Annotated in this window: 14 protein-coding genes; 4 read left to right on the plus strand and 10 right to left on the minus strand. The window is 60.9% G+C overall.

Features of this window, described 5'->3' with window-relative positions; all coding sequences use genetic code 11:
• Positions 1-17: 17 nt before the first annotated feature.
• The 3 genes from guaB to P3S72_RS24945 all read right to left on the minus strand — a co-directional run bounded on the left by guaB (position 18) and on the right by P3S72_RS24945 (position 3,070).
• Positions 18-1,487, minus strand: coding sequence for an IMP dehydrogenase (guaB, locus tag P3S72_RS24935; protein ID WP_247402674.1), 1,470 nt, complete (start codon positions 1,485-1,487; stop codon positions 18-20).
• A 104-nt stretch (positions 1,488-1,591) separates the two neighbouring features.
• Positions 1,592-2,140 (minus strand): sugar ABC transporter ATPase, encoded by a 549-nt coding sequence (locus P3S72_RS24940; protein ID WP_247402678.1) that lies wholly within the window; start codon positions 2,138-2,140, stop codon positions 1,592-1,594.
• Positions 2,141-2,302: 162 nt separating this feature from the next.
• A complete protein-coding gene (locus P3S72_RS24945) occupies positions 2,303-3,070 on the minus strand; it encodes a sulfite exporter TauE/SafE family protein (RefSeq protein ID WP_276194715.1) in 768 nt (255 codons plus the stop codon).
• Positions 3,071-3,169: 99 nt separating this feature from the next.
• Between P3S72_RS24945 and P3S72_RS24950 the strand changes: the two genes are divergently transcribed.
• The 4 genes from P3S72_RS24950 to leuA all read left to right on the plus strand — a co-directional run bounded on the left by P3S72_RS24950 (position 3,170) and on the right by leuA (position 8,298).
• Entirely contained in the window at positions 3,170-4,060 is an 891-nt protein-coding gene (locus P3S72_RS24950) for a LysR family transcriptional regulator (protein ID WP_276194716.1), read from the plus strand.
• A 30-nt stretch (positions 4,061-4,090) separates the two neighbouring features.
• Positions 4,091-5,470: an exodeoxyribonuclease VII large subunit gene (xseA, locus tag P3S72_RS24955; protein ID WP_276194717.1), complete on the plus strand. Its 1,380-nt coding sequence runs from the start codon at positions 4,091-4,093 to the stop codon at positions 5,468-5,470.
• A 3-nt stretch (positions 5,471-5,473) separates the two neighbouring features.
• A complete protein-coding gene (locus tag P3S72_RS24960; protein ID WP_276194718.1) occupies positions 5,474-6,295 on the plus strand; it encodes a M23 family metallopeptidase in 822 nt (273 codons plus the stop codon).
• A gap of 323 nt (positions 6,296-6,618) precedes the next feature.
• Positions 6,619-8,298 carry a 2-isopropylmalate synthase gene (leuA, locus tag P3S72_RS24965; protein ID WP_276194719.1) on the plus strand — a complete coding sequence of 560 codons (1,680 nt, stop codon included), beginning with the start codon at positions 6,619-6,621 and terminating at the stop codon, positions 8,296-8,298.
• A gap of 179 nt (positions 8,299-8,477) precedes the next feature.
• Here the strand turns inward: leuA and P3S72_RS24970 are convergent, their stop codons facing one another.
• The 7 genes from P3S72_RS24970 to ispG form a co-directional block, all read right to left on the minus strand.
• Entirely contained in the window at positions 8,478-9,269 is a 792-nt protein-coding gene (locus P3S72_RS24970) for an amidohydrolase (RefSeq protein ID WP_276194720.1), read from the minus strand.
• A complete protein-coding gene (locus P3S72_RS24975) occupies positions 9,257-10,405 on the minus strand; it encodes a pyridoxal phosphate-dependent aminotransferase (RefSeq protein WP_253398716.1) in 1,149 nt (382 codons plus the stop codon). The genes P3S72_RS24970 and P3S72_RS24975 overlap by 13 nt, the downstream gene beginning before the upstream one ends.
• 114 nt (positions 10,406-10,519) lie before the next feature.
• Complete coding sequence (gene der / locus P3S72_RS24980) at positions 10,520-11,989, minus strand: ribosome biogenesis GTPase Der (protein ID WP_247403065.1); 1,470 nt, start codon at positions 11,987-11,989, stop codon at positions 10,520-10,522.
• Positions 11,990-12,128: 139 nt separating this feature from the next.
• The gene (gene bamB, locus P3S72_RS24985) at positions 12,129-13,280 is read right to left on the minus strand and encodes an outer membrane protein assembly factor BamB (protein ID WP_017846172.1); all 1,152 of its coding nucleotides are present in this window, start codon (positions 13,278-13,280) and stop codon (positions 12,129-12,131) included.
• The gene (locus P3S72_RS24990) at positions 13,273-13,914 is read right to left on the minus strand and encodes a tetratricopeptide repeat protein (RefSeq protein WP_247403067.1); all 642 of its coding nucleotides are present in this window, start codon (positions 13,912-13,914) and stop codon (positions 13,273-13,275) included. Before P3S72_RS24990 ends, bamB begins: the two co-directional genes overlap by 8 nt.
• A 41-nt stretch (positions 13,915-13,955) precedes the next feature.
• Positions 13,956-15,245, minus strand: coding sequence for a histidine--tRNA ligase (hisS, locus tag P3S72_RS24995; protein ID WP_247403069.1), 1,290 nt, complete (start codon positions 15,243-15,245; stop codon positions 13,956-13,958).
• A gap of 23 nt (positions 15,246-15,268) precedes the next feature.
• Entirely contained in the window at positions 15,269-16,378 is a 1,110-nt protein-coding gene (ispG, locus tag P3S72_RS25000) for a flavodoxin-dependent (E)-4-hydroxy-3-methylbut-2-enyl-diphosphate synthase (protein ID WP_276194721.1), read from the minus strand.
• Position 16,379: the final 1 nt, after the last annotated feature.

Raw genomic sequence — 16,379 nt, forward strand, 5'->3', positions numbered from 1 at the left:
ACTTTATGCTGGAAGCCTCAACCTACGCGGTAGTTCGGCGCTTCCTTGGTGATCTGCACGTCATGGACGTGGGATTCGGCCATACCGGCGCCGGTGATCCGCACGAACTCTGGCTTGGTGCGCATTTCTTCGATGTCGGCGCTACCGGTGTAGCCCATCGAGGAACGCAGGCCGCCCATCAGTTGATGGATGATCGCGCTCAGGGTGCCTTTGTACGGCACACGGCCTTCGATGCCTTCCGGAACGAGTTTCTCGGCGCCTGCCGAGGAGTCCTGGAAGTAACGGTCGGAAGAGCCTTGCGCCTGGGACATGGCGCCCAGCGAACCCATGCCGCGGTAGGCCTTGTACGAACGGCCCTGGAACAGTTCGATCTCGCCCGGGGCTTCTTCAGTACCGGCGAACATCGAACCCATCATTACGCAGGAAGCACCGGCGACGATGGCTTTGGACAGGTCACCGGAGAAACGGATACCGCCGTCGGCGATCAACGGAACGCCCGTGCCTTCGAGGGCCTCGGCGACGTTGGCGATGGCGCTGATTTGTGGCACGCCCACACCCGCGACGATACGCGTGGTGCAGATCGAGCCAGGGCCGATACCGACCTTGACCGCATCCGCGCCCGCGTCGGCCAGGGCCTTGGCGGCAGCGCCGGTGGCGATGTTGCCGCCGATCACCTGGACTTCAGGGAAATTCTGTTTGACCCAACGAACGCGGTCGATCACGCCCTTGGAGTGACCGTGGGCGGTGTCGACCACCACCACGTCCACGCCGGCAGCGACCAGGGCCGCCACGCGATCACCGGTGTCTTTACCGGTGCCGACTGCCGCGCCGACGCGCAGACGACCTTGGTCATCCTTGCTGGCCAGCGGGTAAGCCTTGGCTTTTTCGATATCGTTGACGGTCATCATGCCCTTGAGGGCAAATTTGTCGTCGACGATCAGCACGCGCTCGATGCGGTGCTTGTGCAACAGTTCGCGCACGTCGTTCTTGTCAGCGCCTTCCTTGACCGTGACCAGACGCTCTTTAGGCGTCATCACTTCGCGGACGGTGACTTCAAGACGGTTCTCAAAACGCACGTCACGGGAGGTGACGATGCCGACCAGGTCGCCATTGTGCAGCACCGGAACGCCGGAGATATTGTGCAGGCGGGTCAGTTCGAACAGTTCACGCACGGTGGCGTCAGCTTCGATGGTGATCGGGTCCTTGACCACACCGGCTTCGTAACGCTTGACCTTGCGCACTTCGGCAGCTTGCTGCTCGATGGTCATGTTCTTGTGGATGATGCCAATGCCGCCTTCCTGAGCCATAGCGATGGCCAGACGGGCTTCAGTGACGGTATCCATGGCAGCGGAAACCAGGGGAATATTCAGCTCGATGCCACGGGTTAGGCGGGTCTTGAGACTGACTTCGTTAGGAAGCACCTCGGAATAACCGGGCACTAAGAGAATGTCGTCGAATGTCAGAGCTTCTTGGCTGATACGCAGCATCGCGGGGGCTCCCGAGCGGGAAAATGGAAGCGCGCCATTATACTCAGACACCCCTCAGGTCTCAACGTAAAACTCTGACAAACTTGGTAATACTGATAGATGGATTAAAGCTCGACTTTGACCCAACTGATCTTCTGGTCCAACCAATCAGCAAATTCGTCGATAAAGCTCTGCTTGAAACCCGCCTCGGCCCAGTTGTTGAAGATGAATCCGAGGTTGGAAAACCCGCATTCCTGCAGGAACAGAAAGCCGTTGATGTCATCCTCATGCCCACACAGCGGGCAGGTGAAGTTGTCGGTGTGGCCTGGCATCCAGTCTTCCAGGCTGTCGAACAGCGCCTCGCCGACTTCCTTGAGGCATTCCGGGCAGCCGGCTTCTTCGAGAAAGCCTTTGGCCGGTGTATAGATGCAACGCTTGTAGATGATTTCCAGGCCATTGACCGGCTCGTTGAACGGCAGCGCCTCGGGGTGCAGTACCACGGCGCGGGCGCCATCCGCCAGGGCGTAAGCCATGCGATTACCGGTGCGTCCGCACGTGGTCAGCTCTTCCTTGATGATGTTCTTGCGCACCAGCCAGCGCACGACCGCCCGGGCGCGGGGTTCGTGGACAGGCAAGGTGGAGATTTTCGGGACAAGGATGCTTTGGGAGTTCATGGGGCCTGAGAGTCCTGCGGTGTAGCGTCTGGCGCCTTCGCGAGCAAGCCCGCTCCCACCATTCGACCGCGATCCTGCAGGATAAATGCGGTCAACTGTGGGAGCGGGCTTGCTCGCGAAGAGGCCCTGAAGGCTGGCAGCTTAATCCCTGAATAAATCAGGTCAAGTACTCAAGTACCGCCCAATCAATGCAATGCCACTGGCCAGCACCAGCCACGTCACCAATCGCACAAACGCCTCACGGGACATGCGCAGCGTCAGCCTGCGCCCGCACCACAATCCCAGGGCCATCGCCGGCAACAGGCAAACCGCCAGCAGCAACAGCGGCATGTCGGCATACACCCCGGCGATCAGGAACAGGCTGAGGCGCACCACGGTGCTGCAACTGATCAACGCGCTTTGCGTGGCGCGCGCGGCGTCCTTGGGCAAACGACTGCTCAGGTAGATCGCATATAAAAAGCCGCCACTGCCGAACAACGCACCGAACAAGCCGCCGACGGTGCCCATGGGAATCGCCCAGCCCGCCGCCAGTTGCGCCGGCCGAGCCTTCACCGCCAAGCTGTAAATCGCATAGGCGCTGATAAACAGGCCCATCAACAGCAGCAACAGATCCGAATGCAGGTTGAGCAAAAACACCACGCCCAAGGTGCAACCGATCGCCATGCACGGCAGCAGTCGCAACAGCTCCGGCTTGTTCACATCCCGCCGCGATTGCAGCAGGTTGCCGAAGGCAGCAACAAAGTCCAGCAGCACCAGCAGCGGGATGATCTTCGACAGCGGCATGAACACCAGCAGGATCGGCCCCGCCACCAGTGCCGTACCGAACCCGGCGATACCAAACACGATGTAGGCCACGACAATGCCCAGGCCGATCACCAGCCAATCCATACCGCCAAACGACCACTGACTCATCAGCTCAACCGGGCTCATGGGTAATTCCTTGAAAGAGATGTCCATCACTTTAGCCATCGGTGAGACTTGCGACTAATATCTTCAAAGCCCTCTACCCATCTCGAAAAGGCATGAGTCTTGATTTCCACCCGCCAACTGCGCTACTTCGTCGAAATCGCCGACAGCGGCAGCTTCAGCGCCGCCGCCGAGCGCCTGTTTGTCGCGCAGTCGGCGCTGAGCCGGCAGATCAAAGCGCTGGAAAACCAACTGCACACCCCGTTGTTCGAACGCACCGCGCGCCAGCCTCGGTTGACGGCCGCCGGTGAAGCCTTTTATCCCAGGGCACGCAACCTGCTGAGTGAACTGCACAAGGCCAGCGAGATGGCGACACAAGTGGGTAACGGCCAAGTCGGCACCCTGCGCCTGAGCCATTCGAGCACCGTGCCGATGAGCGGCCCGTTGTTGCGCGGCATCAGCACCTGGCTGGAGCGTTGCCCCGGCGTATCGATGGATATCGCCAAACTGTCTTCCGAAGCCCAACTGGAAGAAATCGCCGACGGTCGCCTGGAAGTCGGCCTGCTGCGCCTGCCAGTGCTGCGCCAGCGCGAAGGCGTGCATGTAGTGCCTTTATACAGTGAGCAGCTACTGCTGGCGGTGCCGCCGAACCACCCGTTAGCGCGCAGCCAGGCGCCGGTCGAATGGGCGCAACTCAGGGACGAAGCGTTTATCTCGGTCCCACATCCCCAGCGCGGCGGGCTGAGCTATCTGTCGGCCGAGTTGTGCATGCGTGCCGGATTTTTCCCCAAGCCTGCGCGGGTCATGTCGCGCAAGACCACACAGTTGCAGTTGATCCAGGCCGGCTTCGGCATTGCCTTGCTACCAAAATCGATGCAGGACATTGCCCCGGCCGCTGTGCATTTTCTGCCCCTGGCCGACCCCGACTGTTTGAGTACCGTGGCCCTGGCCTGCCCGCACGCACCCAGCGCGTTGGTGGAGCAATTCTGTCAAACCTTGCGCGAATGCCTATAAACTGCCGCCCATGACTAAAGATCTCTTTCCATGATTAAAGACCCGTTCGCCCGCTTGGGCCTGGACCGCGAGGTCCTGACTGTCAGCCAACTCAACGGCCGTGCGCGGGTGTTGCTGGAAGACGTGTTCACCAATATCTGGGTCGAAGGCGAGATCTCCAACCTCGCCCGCCCGGCTTCCGGCCATGTGTATTTCACCCTCAAGGACAGCGGCGCCCAAGTGCGTTGCGCACTGTTCCGGCAGAACGCCGCACGGGTGCGCCAGGCCTTGAAAGATGGCCTGGCGGTGAAGGTACGCGGCAAGGTCTCGCTGTTCGAGGGCCGTGGCGACTACCAACTGATCCTCGATACCGTCGAGCCCGCGGGGGATGGTGCGCTGCGCCTGGCCTTCGATGCGTTGAAGGAAAAGCTCAGTGCCGAAGGCCTGTTCAGCGCCGAACGCAAGGTGGCACTGCCGGCCCATCCGCAGCGCATCGGCATTATCAGTTCGCCGACCGGCGCGGTGATCCGCGACATCATCAGCGTGTTCCGCCGCCGTGCGCCGCAGGTGCAACTCACCCTCATCCCCACGGCCGTACAAGGCCGCGAAGCGGTGGCGCAGATTGTGCGCGCGCTGAAGCTGGCCGACGCGCGGGGCTTTGACGCGTTGATCCTGGCCCGTGGCGGCGGCTCGCTGGAAGACCTCTGGTGCTTCAACGAAGAAGCCGTGGCCCGCGCGGTGGATGCTTGCGTGACGCCGATCGTCAGCGCCGTCGGCCATGAGACCGATGTGTCGATCAGCGACTTTGTCGCCGACGTGCGCGCGCCTACGCCGTCTGCCGCTGCAGAACTGCTGGCCCCGGACTCCAGCAGCCTGGTGCGCCAGGTCGACAGCCTGCACCGTCGCCTGGTGCTGCTGATGCGCAACCGGCTGACCCACGACCGCCTGCGTCTCGAAGGCATGGCGCGCCGCCTGCGCCATCCCGGCGAACGTCTGCGCCAGCAGGCCCAACGCCTGGATGACTTGGACATGCGCCTGCGCCGCGCCTTCGAACGCAGCCTCAATACCCGCCGCGAACGCTTGATCCGCCTGGAAACGCGCCTCGCCGGCCAACACCCCGGCCGCCAATTGGCCTTGCTACGCCAACGCCTGGACAGCCTCGCCGAGCGCCTGCCCCGCGCCATGCGCGAGGGCCTCAAGGCGCGCCGCCTGCAACTGCAAAGCCAGGTGCAGACGCTGCAAGTGGTCAGCCCGCTGGCGACCCTCGGCCGTGGCTACAGCATCCTGCTCGACGAACGCGGCCAGGCGATTCGCAATGCCGCGCAGACCTACACCGGCCAGCGCCTGACCGCGCGTCTCGGTGAAGGCCAATTGCAAGTGCGGGTGGAAGACAACCATCTGACACCCGTCACCCTTTCGTTATTGGATTGATCGATGCCACGTCTATTTAGCCTGTTGATGCTGCTGTGCCTGACCGTCAACGCCCACGCCGACAGCTACATCTCCCGGACCTTGAACAAGCCGGTGCCTGGCGGTGTTGCAGTCGTCGACCTGGGCTCCTCGGCCGCCGCACCAAAAGCCACCTACCAGGGCAAGCCGCTCCTGGTGGTGAAGGAGCAGGCCAACTGGCTGGCGATTGTCGGTATTCCGCTGACGGTCAAACCGGGCAACGAACGCATCAGCAGCGGTGGGCGCAACCTGCCGTTTATCGTCGGTTACAAGCAGTACCCGGAACAGCGCATCACCCTGAAAAACAAAAGCCAGGTCAACCCCGCCCCGGCGCAGCTCAAACGCATCGAGGCGGAGCTGGCGGTACAGATCAAGGCTTACCGCAGTTTCAGCCCTAACCAGCCAAGCAACCTGGTGCTGGACAAACCGGTCAACGGCCCGCTGTCGAGCAAGTTCGGCGTGCGTCGTTTCTTCAACGGCGAAGAACGCAATCCGCATTCAGGCCTGGATTTCGCCGTCCCGGCCGGCACGCCGATCAAGACCCCAGCGGCGGGCAAGGTGATCCTGGTCGGCAACTACTTCTTCAACGGCAACACGGTGTTCGTCGACCACGGCCAGGGCTTTATCAGCATGTTCTGCCATATGTCGAAGATCGACGTCAGCGTGGGCCAGCCACTGGCACGCGGCGCAGTGGTGGGCAAGGTCGGCGCGACGGGCCGCGCGACCGGGCCGCATATGCACTGGAATGTCAGCCTGAACGATGCACGGGTAGATCCGGCGATCTTTATCGGCGCGTTCCAACCTTGAATGGCCCGATTGCGCGGCCAACAAAGGCTGCGCAATTTAAGCAAGCCAACAACCATTTACTAAGCATAAAATCTCGTTTCCTACGCACAGAGAAGAACTTCTCTCAATTTTTCCGCACTACTTGCCATCTTTCACCTCTGGGGTTAGGGTTGAGCTTATGAAAACTTCTCACACCCTCATTCTGCTCCGTCAGCACCGCAGCCTGTGCCTTGTCAGCGCACGACTGCCAGGCTGAATCGATCTGCCTCGTCTCCCGCTTTATCCCCAATAACAGTTCCACGGCAGGCCGCCTTTTTTCGGCCCCTACTACAAAGGATTTCCCGATGAGCATGCTCAAAGACCCGTCTTCGAAGTACCGCGCGTTTCCAACCATCGATATCCCGGACCGCACCTGGCCGTCGAAAACCATCACCAGCGCGCCGATCTGGTGCAGCTCCGACCTACGTGATGGCAACCAGTCGCTGATCGAACCCATGGATGCAGTCAAAAAGCTGCGCTTCTGGAAGACCTTGGTCGCCGTCGGCGTGAAGGAAATCGAAGCCTCGTTCCCGGCCGCTTCGCAAACCGACTTCGACTTCGTGCGCACCCTGATCGAAGGCAACCACATCCCCGAGGACACCACCATCCAGGTGCTGACCCAGGGCCGCGAAGACTTGATCGAGCGCACCTTCGAATCCCTGCGCGGCGCGAAAAAAGCCATCGTCCACCTGTACAACGCCACCTCGCCGTCCTTCCGCCGCATCGTGTTCAACCAGGACAAGGACGGGGTCAAGGCCATCGCGGTCAACGCGGCCAAGCTGTTCGTCAAATACGCCGCCCAGCAGCCAGACACCCAGTGGACGTTCGAATACTCGCCAGAGACCTTCAGCGCCACTGAATTGGAGTTCGCCAAGGAAGTGTGTGACGCGGTGATCGAGGTGTGGAACCCGACGCCTGAGCACAAGATGATCCTCAACCTGCCGGCCACCGTTGAATGCGCCACGCCGAACATCTATGCCGACCAGATCGAGTGGTTCGGTCGTCATATCAACCGTCGTGACAGCGTGATCATCAGCCTGCACACCCACAACGACCGTGGCACCGGCGTAGCCGCCACCGAGCTGGGCCTGATGGCAGGCGCCGACCGTGTCGAAGGCTGCCTGTTCGGCAACGGCGAGCGTACCGGTAACGTCGACCTGGTCACCGTGGCGTTGAACCTCTATACCCAGGGCGTGCACCCTGAGCTGGACTTCTCCGACATCGACGGCGTGCGCAAAGTGGTCGAGGAGTGCAACCAGATCCAGGTGCATCCGCGCCATCCGTATGTCGGCGACCTGGTACACACCGCGTTCTCTGGCTCCCACCAGGACGCGATCCGCAAGGGCTTCGCCCAGCAAAAAACCGACGCCCTGTGGGAAGTGCCGTACTTGCCGATCGACCCGGCCGACATCGGCCGCAGCTACGAGGCCGTGATTCGGGTGAACAGCCAGTCGGGCAAAGGCGGCATCGCCTACCTGCTGGAGCAGGAATACGGCATCAGCTTGCCGCGTCGCATGCAGATCGAGTTCAGCCAAGTGGTACAGGCCGAAACCGACCGTGTGGGCCTGGAGATGAGCGCTTCGCAGATTCACGCGCTGTTGCAGCGTGAATACCTGCAAGCCAACACGCCGTATGCGCTGGTCAGCCATCGCCTGCAGGAAGAAAACGGCAACAGCACGGTGGAAGTGGAAGTCTCGAGCAAAGGCCAAGGCGAAACCAACCTGCGCTGGCACGGCAAGGGCAACGGTGCGCTGGAAGCCCTGGTCGCCGGCCTGCCGATTGGCGTGGAGATCATGGACTACAACGAACACGCGATCGGTTCCGGCACCAACGCCAAGGCCGCGGCCTACATCGAGCTGCGAGTGAACGGCGAGCGTCCGGTGCATGGCGTGGGTATTGATGAAAACATCACCACGGCCAGCTTCAAGGCGGTGTTCAGCGCCCTGAACCGCTCGCTGAGCCAGGTGGAAGCGAAAGCGGCGTAACTCCGCCGACATGCAAAAGGCCCCTGGGTGAGAACTCAGGGGCCTTTTTGTTGGGCTTTGGAGTTGTGTTGTGTGTCAGGGCCTCATCGCGGGCAAGCCCACTCCCACATTTTGACCGTGTTCCTACAGGGAAAACGCGGTCAACATATGGGAGTGGGTTTGCCCGCGATAGCGCTCTGTCAGACAAACTGAAAGTTATCAGCATCCAGATTCGCCGGAAACTTGCTGCGATACGCCGCCAGCTCAGCCGCGTCCAGGCACACCTGGAACACCCCGTCAGCCTCCCCCGCACTCAGCAGGTTCTCACCCTGGAAATCCAGCACCTGGCTATCTCCGGTATAGACAAAGCCCTTGCCGTCCGTACCCACCCGATTCACCGCCGCCACATAACACAGGTTCTCGATCGCACGCGCCGGCAGCAACCGGTTCCAATGCTGGCGTCGCGCCCCTGGCCAGTTGGCGGTGTACAGCAGCAGATCGGTGTCCTGGGCATCACGGCTCCACACCGGAAAGCGCAGGTCGTAGCAAATCAATGGGCGAATACGCCAGCCCTTTATCTCGAACTGCACCTGGCGCTCGCCGGGCGTGTAGTGATTGTGCTCGCCGGCCATGCGGAACAGATGGCGCTTGTCGTAATGTAGCACCTCGCCATCCGGCCGCGCCCATAACAGACGGTTGCGATGGCTGCCGTCGGCCGCCTGGATAATCACACTCCCGGTGATCACCGCGTTGTACTTCGCCGCCTGGGCCTGGAGCCAGCGATGGGTCGGGCCACTTTCCGGTTCGGCCAGGGTGGCCGAGTCCATGGAAAAACCGGTAGTGAACATCTCTGGCAGGATGATCAGGTCAGCGCCCCGGGCCTGCTCCAGCAGCAATTCGAAGTGATCGAGGTTGGCCTTGCGGTCGTGCCAGGCCAGGCCGGTCTGGACCAGGGCGATGTTCAGGTCAGGCAGTGCATTCAGATCACGCATAGTTTTTCGGCTGCTTGTTGCAGCGTCTCCTCGCGTTTGGCAAAGCACAGGCGCACCAGGCGCTGGCCTTGGGGTGGGTGCTGGTAGAACACCGAAACCGGGATTGTTGCTACCCCATGCTCGCGGGTCATCCACAAGGACATAGCGACGTCATCCAGGTCCGGGCGAATCGCTGAGTAATCCACCAGTTGGAAGTAAGTACCGGTGACCCGATTAAAGCTGAAACGCGACGGCGTCAGCAGGTCGCAGAACAGGTCGCGCTTGGCCTGGTAAAAGGCCGGTAATTCTTCGACGTGTTCCGGGTGCTCAGCCATGAAATCGGCCAACGCGTACTGCAACGGGGTCACGCCGCAGAAGTTGACATATTGATGCACCTTACGCAATTCGGCGGTCAGGGCCGGGGGCGCGACCACGTAGCCGGTTTTCCAGCCGGTGACGTGGTAGGTCTTACCGAAGGAGCTGACCACGAACGCACGTTGATACAGCTCTTCGTGGGCCAGCACGCTGACGTGGGGCACGCCATCAAACACCAGGTGTTCGTAGACCTCGTCGCTGACCAGGTAGATATCACGGTCGCGGATCAAGGCCGCCAACAGGTCCAGCTCGGCGCGACTGATCAGTGCGCCGGTGGGGTTATGCGGTGTGTTCAGGATGATCATGCGCGTGCGCGCAGACAACGCCGCCTGGATCTTTTCAAAGTCGAGGGTGAAGTTTTTCAGGTTCAGTTGCACGTGCACACAACGACCGCCGGCCAACTCGACCGAGGGCTCATAGCTGTCGTAGCACGGGTCGAATACGATGACTTCGTCACCGCTGCGAATCACCGCCTGAATCGCGCAGAAGATTGCCGCAGTGGCGCCTGGGGTGATGGTCACTTCGCTGTCGGGGCTGACCGTGGCGCCATAGCTACGAGCGATCTTGGCCGCCACTTGTTGGCGCAGGGCAGGCAGGCCGGTCATCGGCGCGTATTGGTTATGGCCGCTGGCAACATGCTTGCCCACGGCATCGAGCAAGCCCTGTGGGCCATTAAAATCGGGGAACCCCTGGGACAGGTTAAGCGCGCCGGTCTCGGCAGCGAGTTGCGACATGGTGGTGAAAATGGTCGTGCCGACATTTGGCAGCTTGCTGTTGATCATCGGAGGCCCCTGCAGGTGAGCCCCAAGTTTTAAGCTGCCAATTGCATCGGGTCAAGGCGCAAACCACCGCGCACAAAAAAGGGCTCGTAAAGAGCCCTTTTTGCGAGGTCGGAATCAGCGCTTGTCGCGGCGCTTCTTGTCGGCCTTCTTGTGGTGAGTCATCAAACGACGCTTCTTGTTCACCTGACGGTCAGTCAGTGTGTTCTTGTTGCCTTCGTATGGGTTCTCGCCACCCTTGAACTCGATACGGATCGGCGTACCGACCAGCTTCAAGACACGGCGGTAGGTGTTTTCCAGGTAACGCACGTAGGACTTGGGCACCTTCTCGATCTGATTACCGTGGATCACGATAATCGGCGGGTTGGCACCACCCAAGTGGGCGTAACGCAGTTTGATCCGGCGGTTGTTGACCATCGGCGGTGCGTGCTCGCCTACCGCGTCTTCGAGGATCTGGGTCAGACGGTTGGTCGGCCAGCGGGTCACCGCGGACTTGAACGAGTTCTGTACGGACGCGTAGAGGTTGCCCACGCCGGTGCCGTGCAGTGCCGAGATAAAGTGGATATCGGCGAACTCAACGAAGAACAGGCGACGCTGCAGCTCGATCTTGACGAAATCGCGCTCGCTCGGCGTCATGCCGTCCCACTTGTTGATCGCGATTACCAGGGCCCGACCGGCTTCCAGGGCGAAGCCCAGCAGGTTGAGGTCGTGGTCCACCACGCCTTCGCGGGCGTCCATCACGAAGATCACCACGTTGGCGTCTTTGATCGCCTGCAGGGTTTTCACCACGGAGAACTTTTCAACTTCCTCGTGGATCTTGCCGCGCTTGCGCACACCGGCGGTGTCAATCAGCGTGTACTTCTCGTCGTTACGCTCGAACGGGATGTAGATACTGTCGCGGGTGGTGCCGGGCTCGTCGTACACGATGACACGGTCTTCACCGAGCATGCGGTTGACCAGGGTCGACTTGCCGACGTTGGGGCGGCCGATGATGGCGATCTTGATACCATCTTTTTCGCTCGGGCCAGGAATGCGCTTGGCTTCCTCACCTTCGGCGACGACCTCTTCTTCGCCCTCTTCTTCCTCGGCGTCATCCCTAGGGAAGTCGCGCAGGGCGATTTCCAACATCTGGGTGATGCCGCGACCGTGGGCACCGGCGATCGGAATCGCGTCGCCCAGGCCCATCGGACTGAATTCGGCACGGGCCATTTCAGGATCGATGTTGTCGATCTTGTTGGCCACCACATAGGAACGCTTGTTGCGCTTGCGCAGGTGCTCGCCGATCATCTGGTCGGCAGCGGTGTAGCCCGCGCGGGCGTCCACGAGAAACAACACGACATCGGCTTCTTCAATGGCCAGCAGCGACTGCTCGGCCATCTTTTCGTCCATGCCATGCTCGTCACCGGAGATACCACCGGTGTCGACAATAATGTAGGAGCGCCCTTGCCACTTTGCCTCACCGTATTGGCGATCACGGGTCAAACCGGACAAGTCGCCGACAATGGCGTCGCGAGTCCTGGTCAGGCGGTTGAACAAGGTGGACTTGCCGACGTTAGGTCGGCCCACCAGGGCGATTACGGGAACCATGCGGCTCTCCACTTCGTTATTTCAGAAAATACAAAAGCCGCTGCAAGGCAGCGGCTGGTGCTCGGGGCAGCATCGTCAGATGCAGCATGCCCCGCCGAAGCGGGGCCGCCTGGGGATTACCCCAAGCATAGTCAAACCTTTACTTGATGGTCAGGGCTTCCAGCTTGCCGCTGTTGCCAAACACATAAAGCATGTTACCCACGACCAGCGGACGCGCACGCAGGCCGTCGCTGTCGATGCGCTCGCGACCCACAAAACGACCGTCCACCTGGCTCAGCAGGTGCAGGTAACCTTCGAAGTCGCCTACCGCTACGTAGCTGGAGAACACTTCCGGTGCCGACAGTTGACGGCGGGCCAGAGAGTCGTTGCTCCACAGCGCAGTGGTAGAACGTTCGTCGACACTTTCAACGGTGCCAGACGACAGACTTACGTAGACGCTGCCAAACCCTTGGGCGACACCGGCGTAGCTGGAAGCATCACGCTGCCAGTTGACGCGGCCGCTTTGCAGGTCCAGTGCCGCGACACGGCCCTGGTAGGTAGCGACGTAGAGGGTTTCGCCGGACAGCAGCAAGCCACCGTCGATGTCGACGACGCGATCCAGTTCCGAACGACCTTGCGGGATGGCCACACGCGTTTCCCAGATCGGCACGCCGTTCTGGGTATTCAGGGCGACCACTTTACCGGTCGACAGGCCTGCAACGGCCAGATTATTGGTCACAACCGGACCACTGGTACCGCGCAGGGTCAGCACCGCAGGGGTGCTGTCGTACAGCCAGCGCTGTGCGCCGGTGCTGGCGTCGAGGCCGATCACACGGTCGTCCTGGGTTTGCACCACGACGATGTCGCCGTTGGTGGCAGGCGGTGCGAGGACTTCACTGGTCACGCGAGCGCGCCATTTCTCTTCACCGGTGCTGGAATCCAGCGCCACGACTTCGCCTTTGAGCGTGCCGAGCATAACCATGCCGTAACCCACGCCGACGGCGCCGGATACGGGCAGTTCGAGGTCTTTCTTCCACTTCACGTCGCCATTCATGCGATCCATGGAGATCACCACGCCGGTCACGTCAGCGGCCACAATGTTGTCACCGTCGATTGCCGGTACCAACATGTTGTAGGTTTCGCCCTGACCGTCACCGATGGAGCGGCTCCATTGCTTTTGCAGGACCACTTCTTCCTTGAAGCTGGTCAGCTCGGCCGGAGGCAGTTCTTTTTTACTGTTGCTGCTGCAACCCGCGGCCAGAACGGCCAGAGCCAGCAATGCTGCATGTTTCCAACGGATCACGTCACGCATCCCCTTTGGCCAAGTCGTCGAGCTTGATTTGTAAGCCACCGACCGCTGCTTCATCAGACAGCGCCGCCTTGGCTTTTTGGTACGCAGCATTGGCTTCGTCGGTACGACCCAATTGGACCAACAGGTCGCCCTTGAGCTCTTCGCGAGTGGCTACAAATGCCTTGTCAGCATCACCGTCGAGCAGTTTGAGTGCTTCGTCGGCCTTGTTCTGTGCCGCCAATACCTGAGCCAGGCGCTGACGTGCGATTTCACCCAGGGTCGGGTTGGTCGGCTTGTCGGCGATGGCCTTCAGTTCGGTGACTGCATCATCCAGCTTGCCGGTGTCGACCGCGACTTTCGCGACGAACAGGCTGCCGTATTGGGCGTAGGTGCTACCGCCAAATTCGCTCTTGAGCTTACCAGCCAGGTCTGCCACTTGCGCAGGATCGGGCTTGCCGCTCGGCGTCAGCGTGGTTTCCAGCAATTGCTGATAGAGGATCGAGGCACCTTGGGACTGGTTCGCCTGATACTTGTGCCAGGCTTGCCAGCCGAACACTACCACTAAAGCCAGCAGGCCACCGGTAACCAGGGGCTTGCCATTACGCTGCCACCAGTCCTTGAACTCGGCCAACTGCTCATCATCAGTACTCGACACCCCAACACTCCTCAATCGCTAAATTCGGCTGTTCGACAGCTTCAACCCTGCACGACGCAGGTGGCCAAGTGCGCGGCGAGCGCATCAAAGGCAATGTTCTGTTGCTCGCCCTGGCCACGCAGGGGTTTGAAACCTATCACTTGCTGGGCCAATTCGTCATCGCCGAGGATCAGTGCGTACAGCGCACCGCTCTTGTCGGCCTTCTTGAACTGGCTCTTGAAGCTGCCGGCGCCAGCATTGATCTGCAGGCGCAGGTTCGGCAGTTGGTCGCGCACTTTTTCGCTCAGGGCCAGGCCAGCCAGTTCGGCGGCCTCGCCAAAGGCACACAGGTACACATCCACCTGCCGGGAGATTTCTTCCGGAACCTGCTCAAGGGTTTCCAGCAGCAGGATCAGCCGCTCGATACCCATGGCAAAACCCACGCCGGGCGTAGGCTTGCCACCCATCTGCTCGACCAGGCCGTCGTAACGGCCACCGGCACACACGGTGCCCTGCGCGCCGAGTTTGTCGGTAACCCACTCGAACACGGTCTTGCTGTAGTAATCGAGGCCACGCACCAGTTTCGGGTTGATCACGTATGGAATACCGGCGGCATCCAGACGCGCCTTGAGGCCCTCGAAGTGGATACGGGATTCGTCGTCCAGGTAGTCGGCCATCTTCGGCGCGTTGACCAGTACGGCTTGCGTGTCGGCGTTCTTGGTATCGAGGACGCGCAACGGGTTGGTTTTCAGACGGCGCTGGCTGTCTTCGTCCAACTTGTCCAGGTGGGCGGACAGGTACTCGACCAGGGCGACGCGGTAGCGGCCCCGGGACTCGCTGGTGCCCAGGCTGTTGAGTTCAAGCTTGACCGCATCGCGGATGCCTAGCAGCCCCCACAGGCGCCAGGTCAGCACGATCAGCTCGGCGTCGATGTCCGGACCGTCGAGGTTGAACACTTCCAGGCCGATCTGGTGGAACTGGCGATAACGGCCTTTCTGTGGACGCTCGTGGCGGAACATCGGCCCGATGTACCACAGCTTCTGCGGCTGGCCACCGCCGCTGAGGCCATGCTCGAGCACGGCGCGCACGCACGCGGCGGTGCCTTCCGGACGCAGGGTCAGCGAATCGCCGTTGCGGTCTTCGAAGGTGTACATCTCTTTTTCGACGATGTCGGTCACTTCACCGATGGAACGCTTGAACAGCTCGGTGAACTCGACGATCGGCATACGGATCTGTTTATAACCGTAGTTATCCAGCAGACGCGCAACGGTGCTCTCGAAGTAGCGCCACAGCGGCGTCTGCTCCGGAAGGATGTCGTTCATGCCACGAATGGCTTGCAGAGACTTGCTCACATCTATTCCTTAAATTCGCTGGATCAGCCGCGCGCGATAACTGCAGCGTCAGCTTCGACCTTCTCGGCCGCTTTCTGGCGGATCAGTCTTTCGAGCTCATCCACCAGATTGTCATTCGTCAGTTTCTGCGACGGCTTGCCGTCGATGTAAATCAGGTTCGGGGTGCCGCCGGTCAAGCCGATATGGGCTTCCTTGGCTTCACCCGGACCGTTGACCACGCAACCGATCACCGCAACATCTAGCGGCACCAGCAGGTCTTCGAGGCGCCCTTCCAGTTCGTTCATGGTTTTCACCACGTCGAAGTTCTGCCGCGAGCAGCTCGGGCAGGCAATAAAGTTGATGCCACGGGAACGCAAATGCAGGGATTTGAGAATGTCGTAACCGACCTTCACTTCCTCTACCGGGTCTGCCGCCAGGGAGATGCGGATAGTATCGCCAATCCCTTCGGCGAGCAGCATACCGAGACCCACCGCAGATTTCACTGTGCCTGAGCGCAAACCGCCCGCTTCAGTGATACCCAGGTGCAGCGGCTGCACGATTTCCTTGGCCAGCAAGCGGTAGGCCTCTACCGCCATGAACACGTCGGAGGCCTTTACGCTGACCTTGAAGTCCTGGAAATTAAGGCGCTCAAGGTGTTCAACGTGGCGCAGCGCCGATTCAACCAGCGCGGCGGGGGTCGGCTCGCCGTATTTCTTTTGCAGGTCTTTTTCCAGGGAACCGGCGTTGACGCCGATGCGGATCGGAATCCCGCGATCACGGGCAGCATCCACCACCGCGCGCACACGGTCTTCGCGACCGATGTTGCCCGGGTTGATACGCAGGCAATCAACACCCAACTCCGCAACGCGCAAAGCGATCCGGTAGTCGAAGTGAATGTCGGCAACCAGCGGCACCTTGACCAGTTGCTTGATGCGGCCGAAGGCTTCGGCGGCATCCATGTCCGGTACGGAAATCCGCACGATGTCGACGCCAGCAGCTTCCAGACGATTGATCTGGGCGACGGTGGCAGCAACATCATTGGTGTCGCTGTTGGTCATGCTCTGTACCGCGATGGGGGCGTCGCCGCCCACCGGCACCGAGCCGACCCAGATCTTGCGCGATACGCGACGTTTGATTGGAGATTCGCCGTGCATG

The organism is Pseudomonas sp. D3 (assembly GCF_029320995.1).
GTDB classification, from domain to species: domain Bacteria; phylum Pseudomonadota; class Gammaproteobacteria; order Pseudomonadales; family Pseudomonadaceae; genus Aquipseudomonas; species Aquipseudomonas paraveronii.

Bases quoted from the DNA above. Each gene is read 5' to 3' on its own strand.
- guaB (WP_247402674.1), bottom strand. From the start codon at position 1,487: ATGCTGCGTATCAGCCAAGAAGCTCTGACATTCGACGACATTCTCTTA.
- P3S72_RS24940 (WP_247402678.1), bottom strand. From the start codon at position 2,140: ATGAACTCCCAAAGCATCCTTGTCCCGAAAATCTCCACCTTGCCTGTC.
- P3S72_RS24945 (WP_276194715.1), bottom strand. From the start codon at position 3,070: ATGAGCCCGGTTGAGCTGATGAGTCAGTGGTCGTTTGGCGGTATGGAT.
- xseA (WP_276194717.1), top strand. From the start codon at position 4,091: ATGATTAAAGACCCGTTCGCCCGCTTGGGCCTGGACCGCGAGGTCCTG.
- P3S72_RS24960 (WP_276194718.1), top strand. From the start codon at position 5,474: ATGCCACGTCTATTTAGCCTGTTGATGCTGCTGTGCCTGACCGTCAAC.
- leuA (WP_276194719.1), top strand. From the start codon at position 6,619: ATGAGCATGCTCAAAGACCCGTCTTCGAAGTACCGCGCGTTTCCAACC.
- P3S72_RS24970 (WP_276194720.1), bottom strand. From the start codon at position 9,269: ATGCGTGATCTGAATGCACTGCCTGACCTGAACATCGCCCTGGTCCAG.
- P3S72_RS24975 (WP_253398716.1), bottom strand. From the start codon at position 10,405: ATGATCAACAGCAAGCTGCCAAATGTCGGCACGACCATTTTCACCACC.
- der (WP_247403065.1), bottom strand. From the start codon at position 11,989: ATGGTTCCCGTAATCGCCCTGGTGGGCCGACCTAACGTCGGCAAGTCC.
- bamB (WP_017846172.1), bottom strand. From the start codon at position 13,280: ATGCGTGACGTGATCCGTTGGAAACATGCAGCATTGCTGGCTCTGGCC.
- ispG (WP_276194721.1), bottom strand. From the start codon at position 16,378: ATGCACGGCGAATCTCCAATCAAACGTCGCGTATCGCGCAAGATCTGG.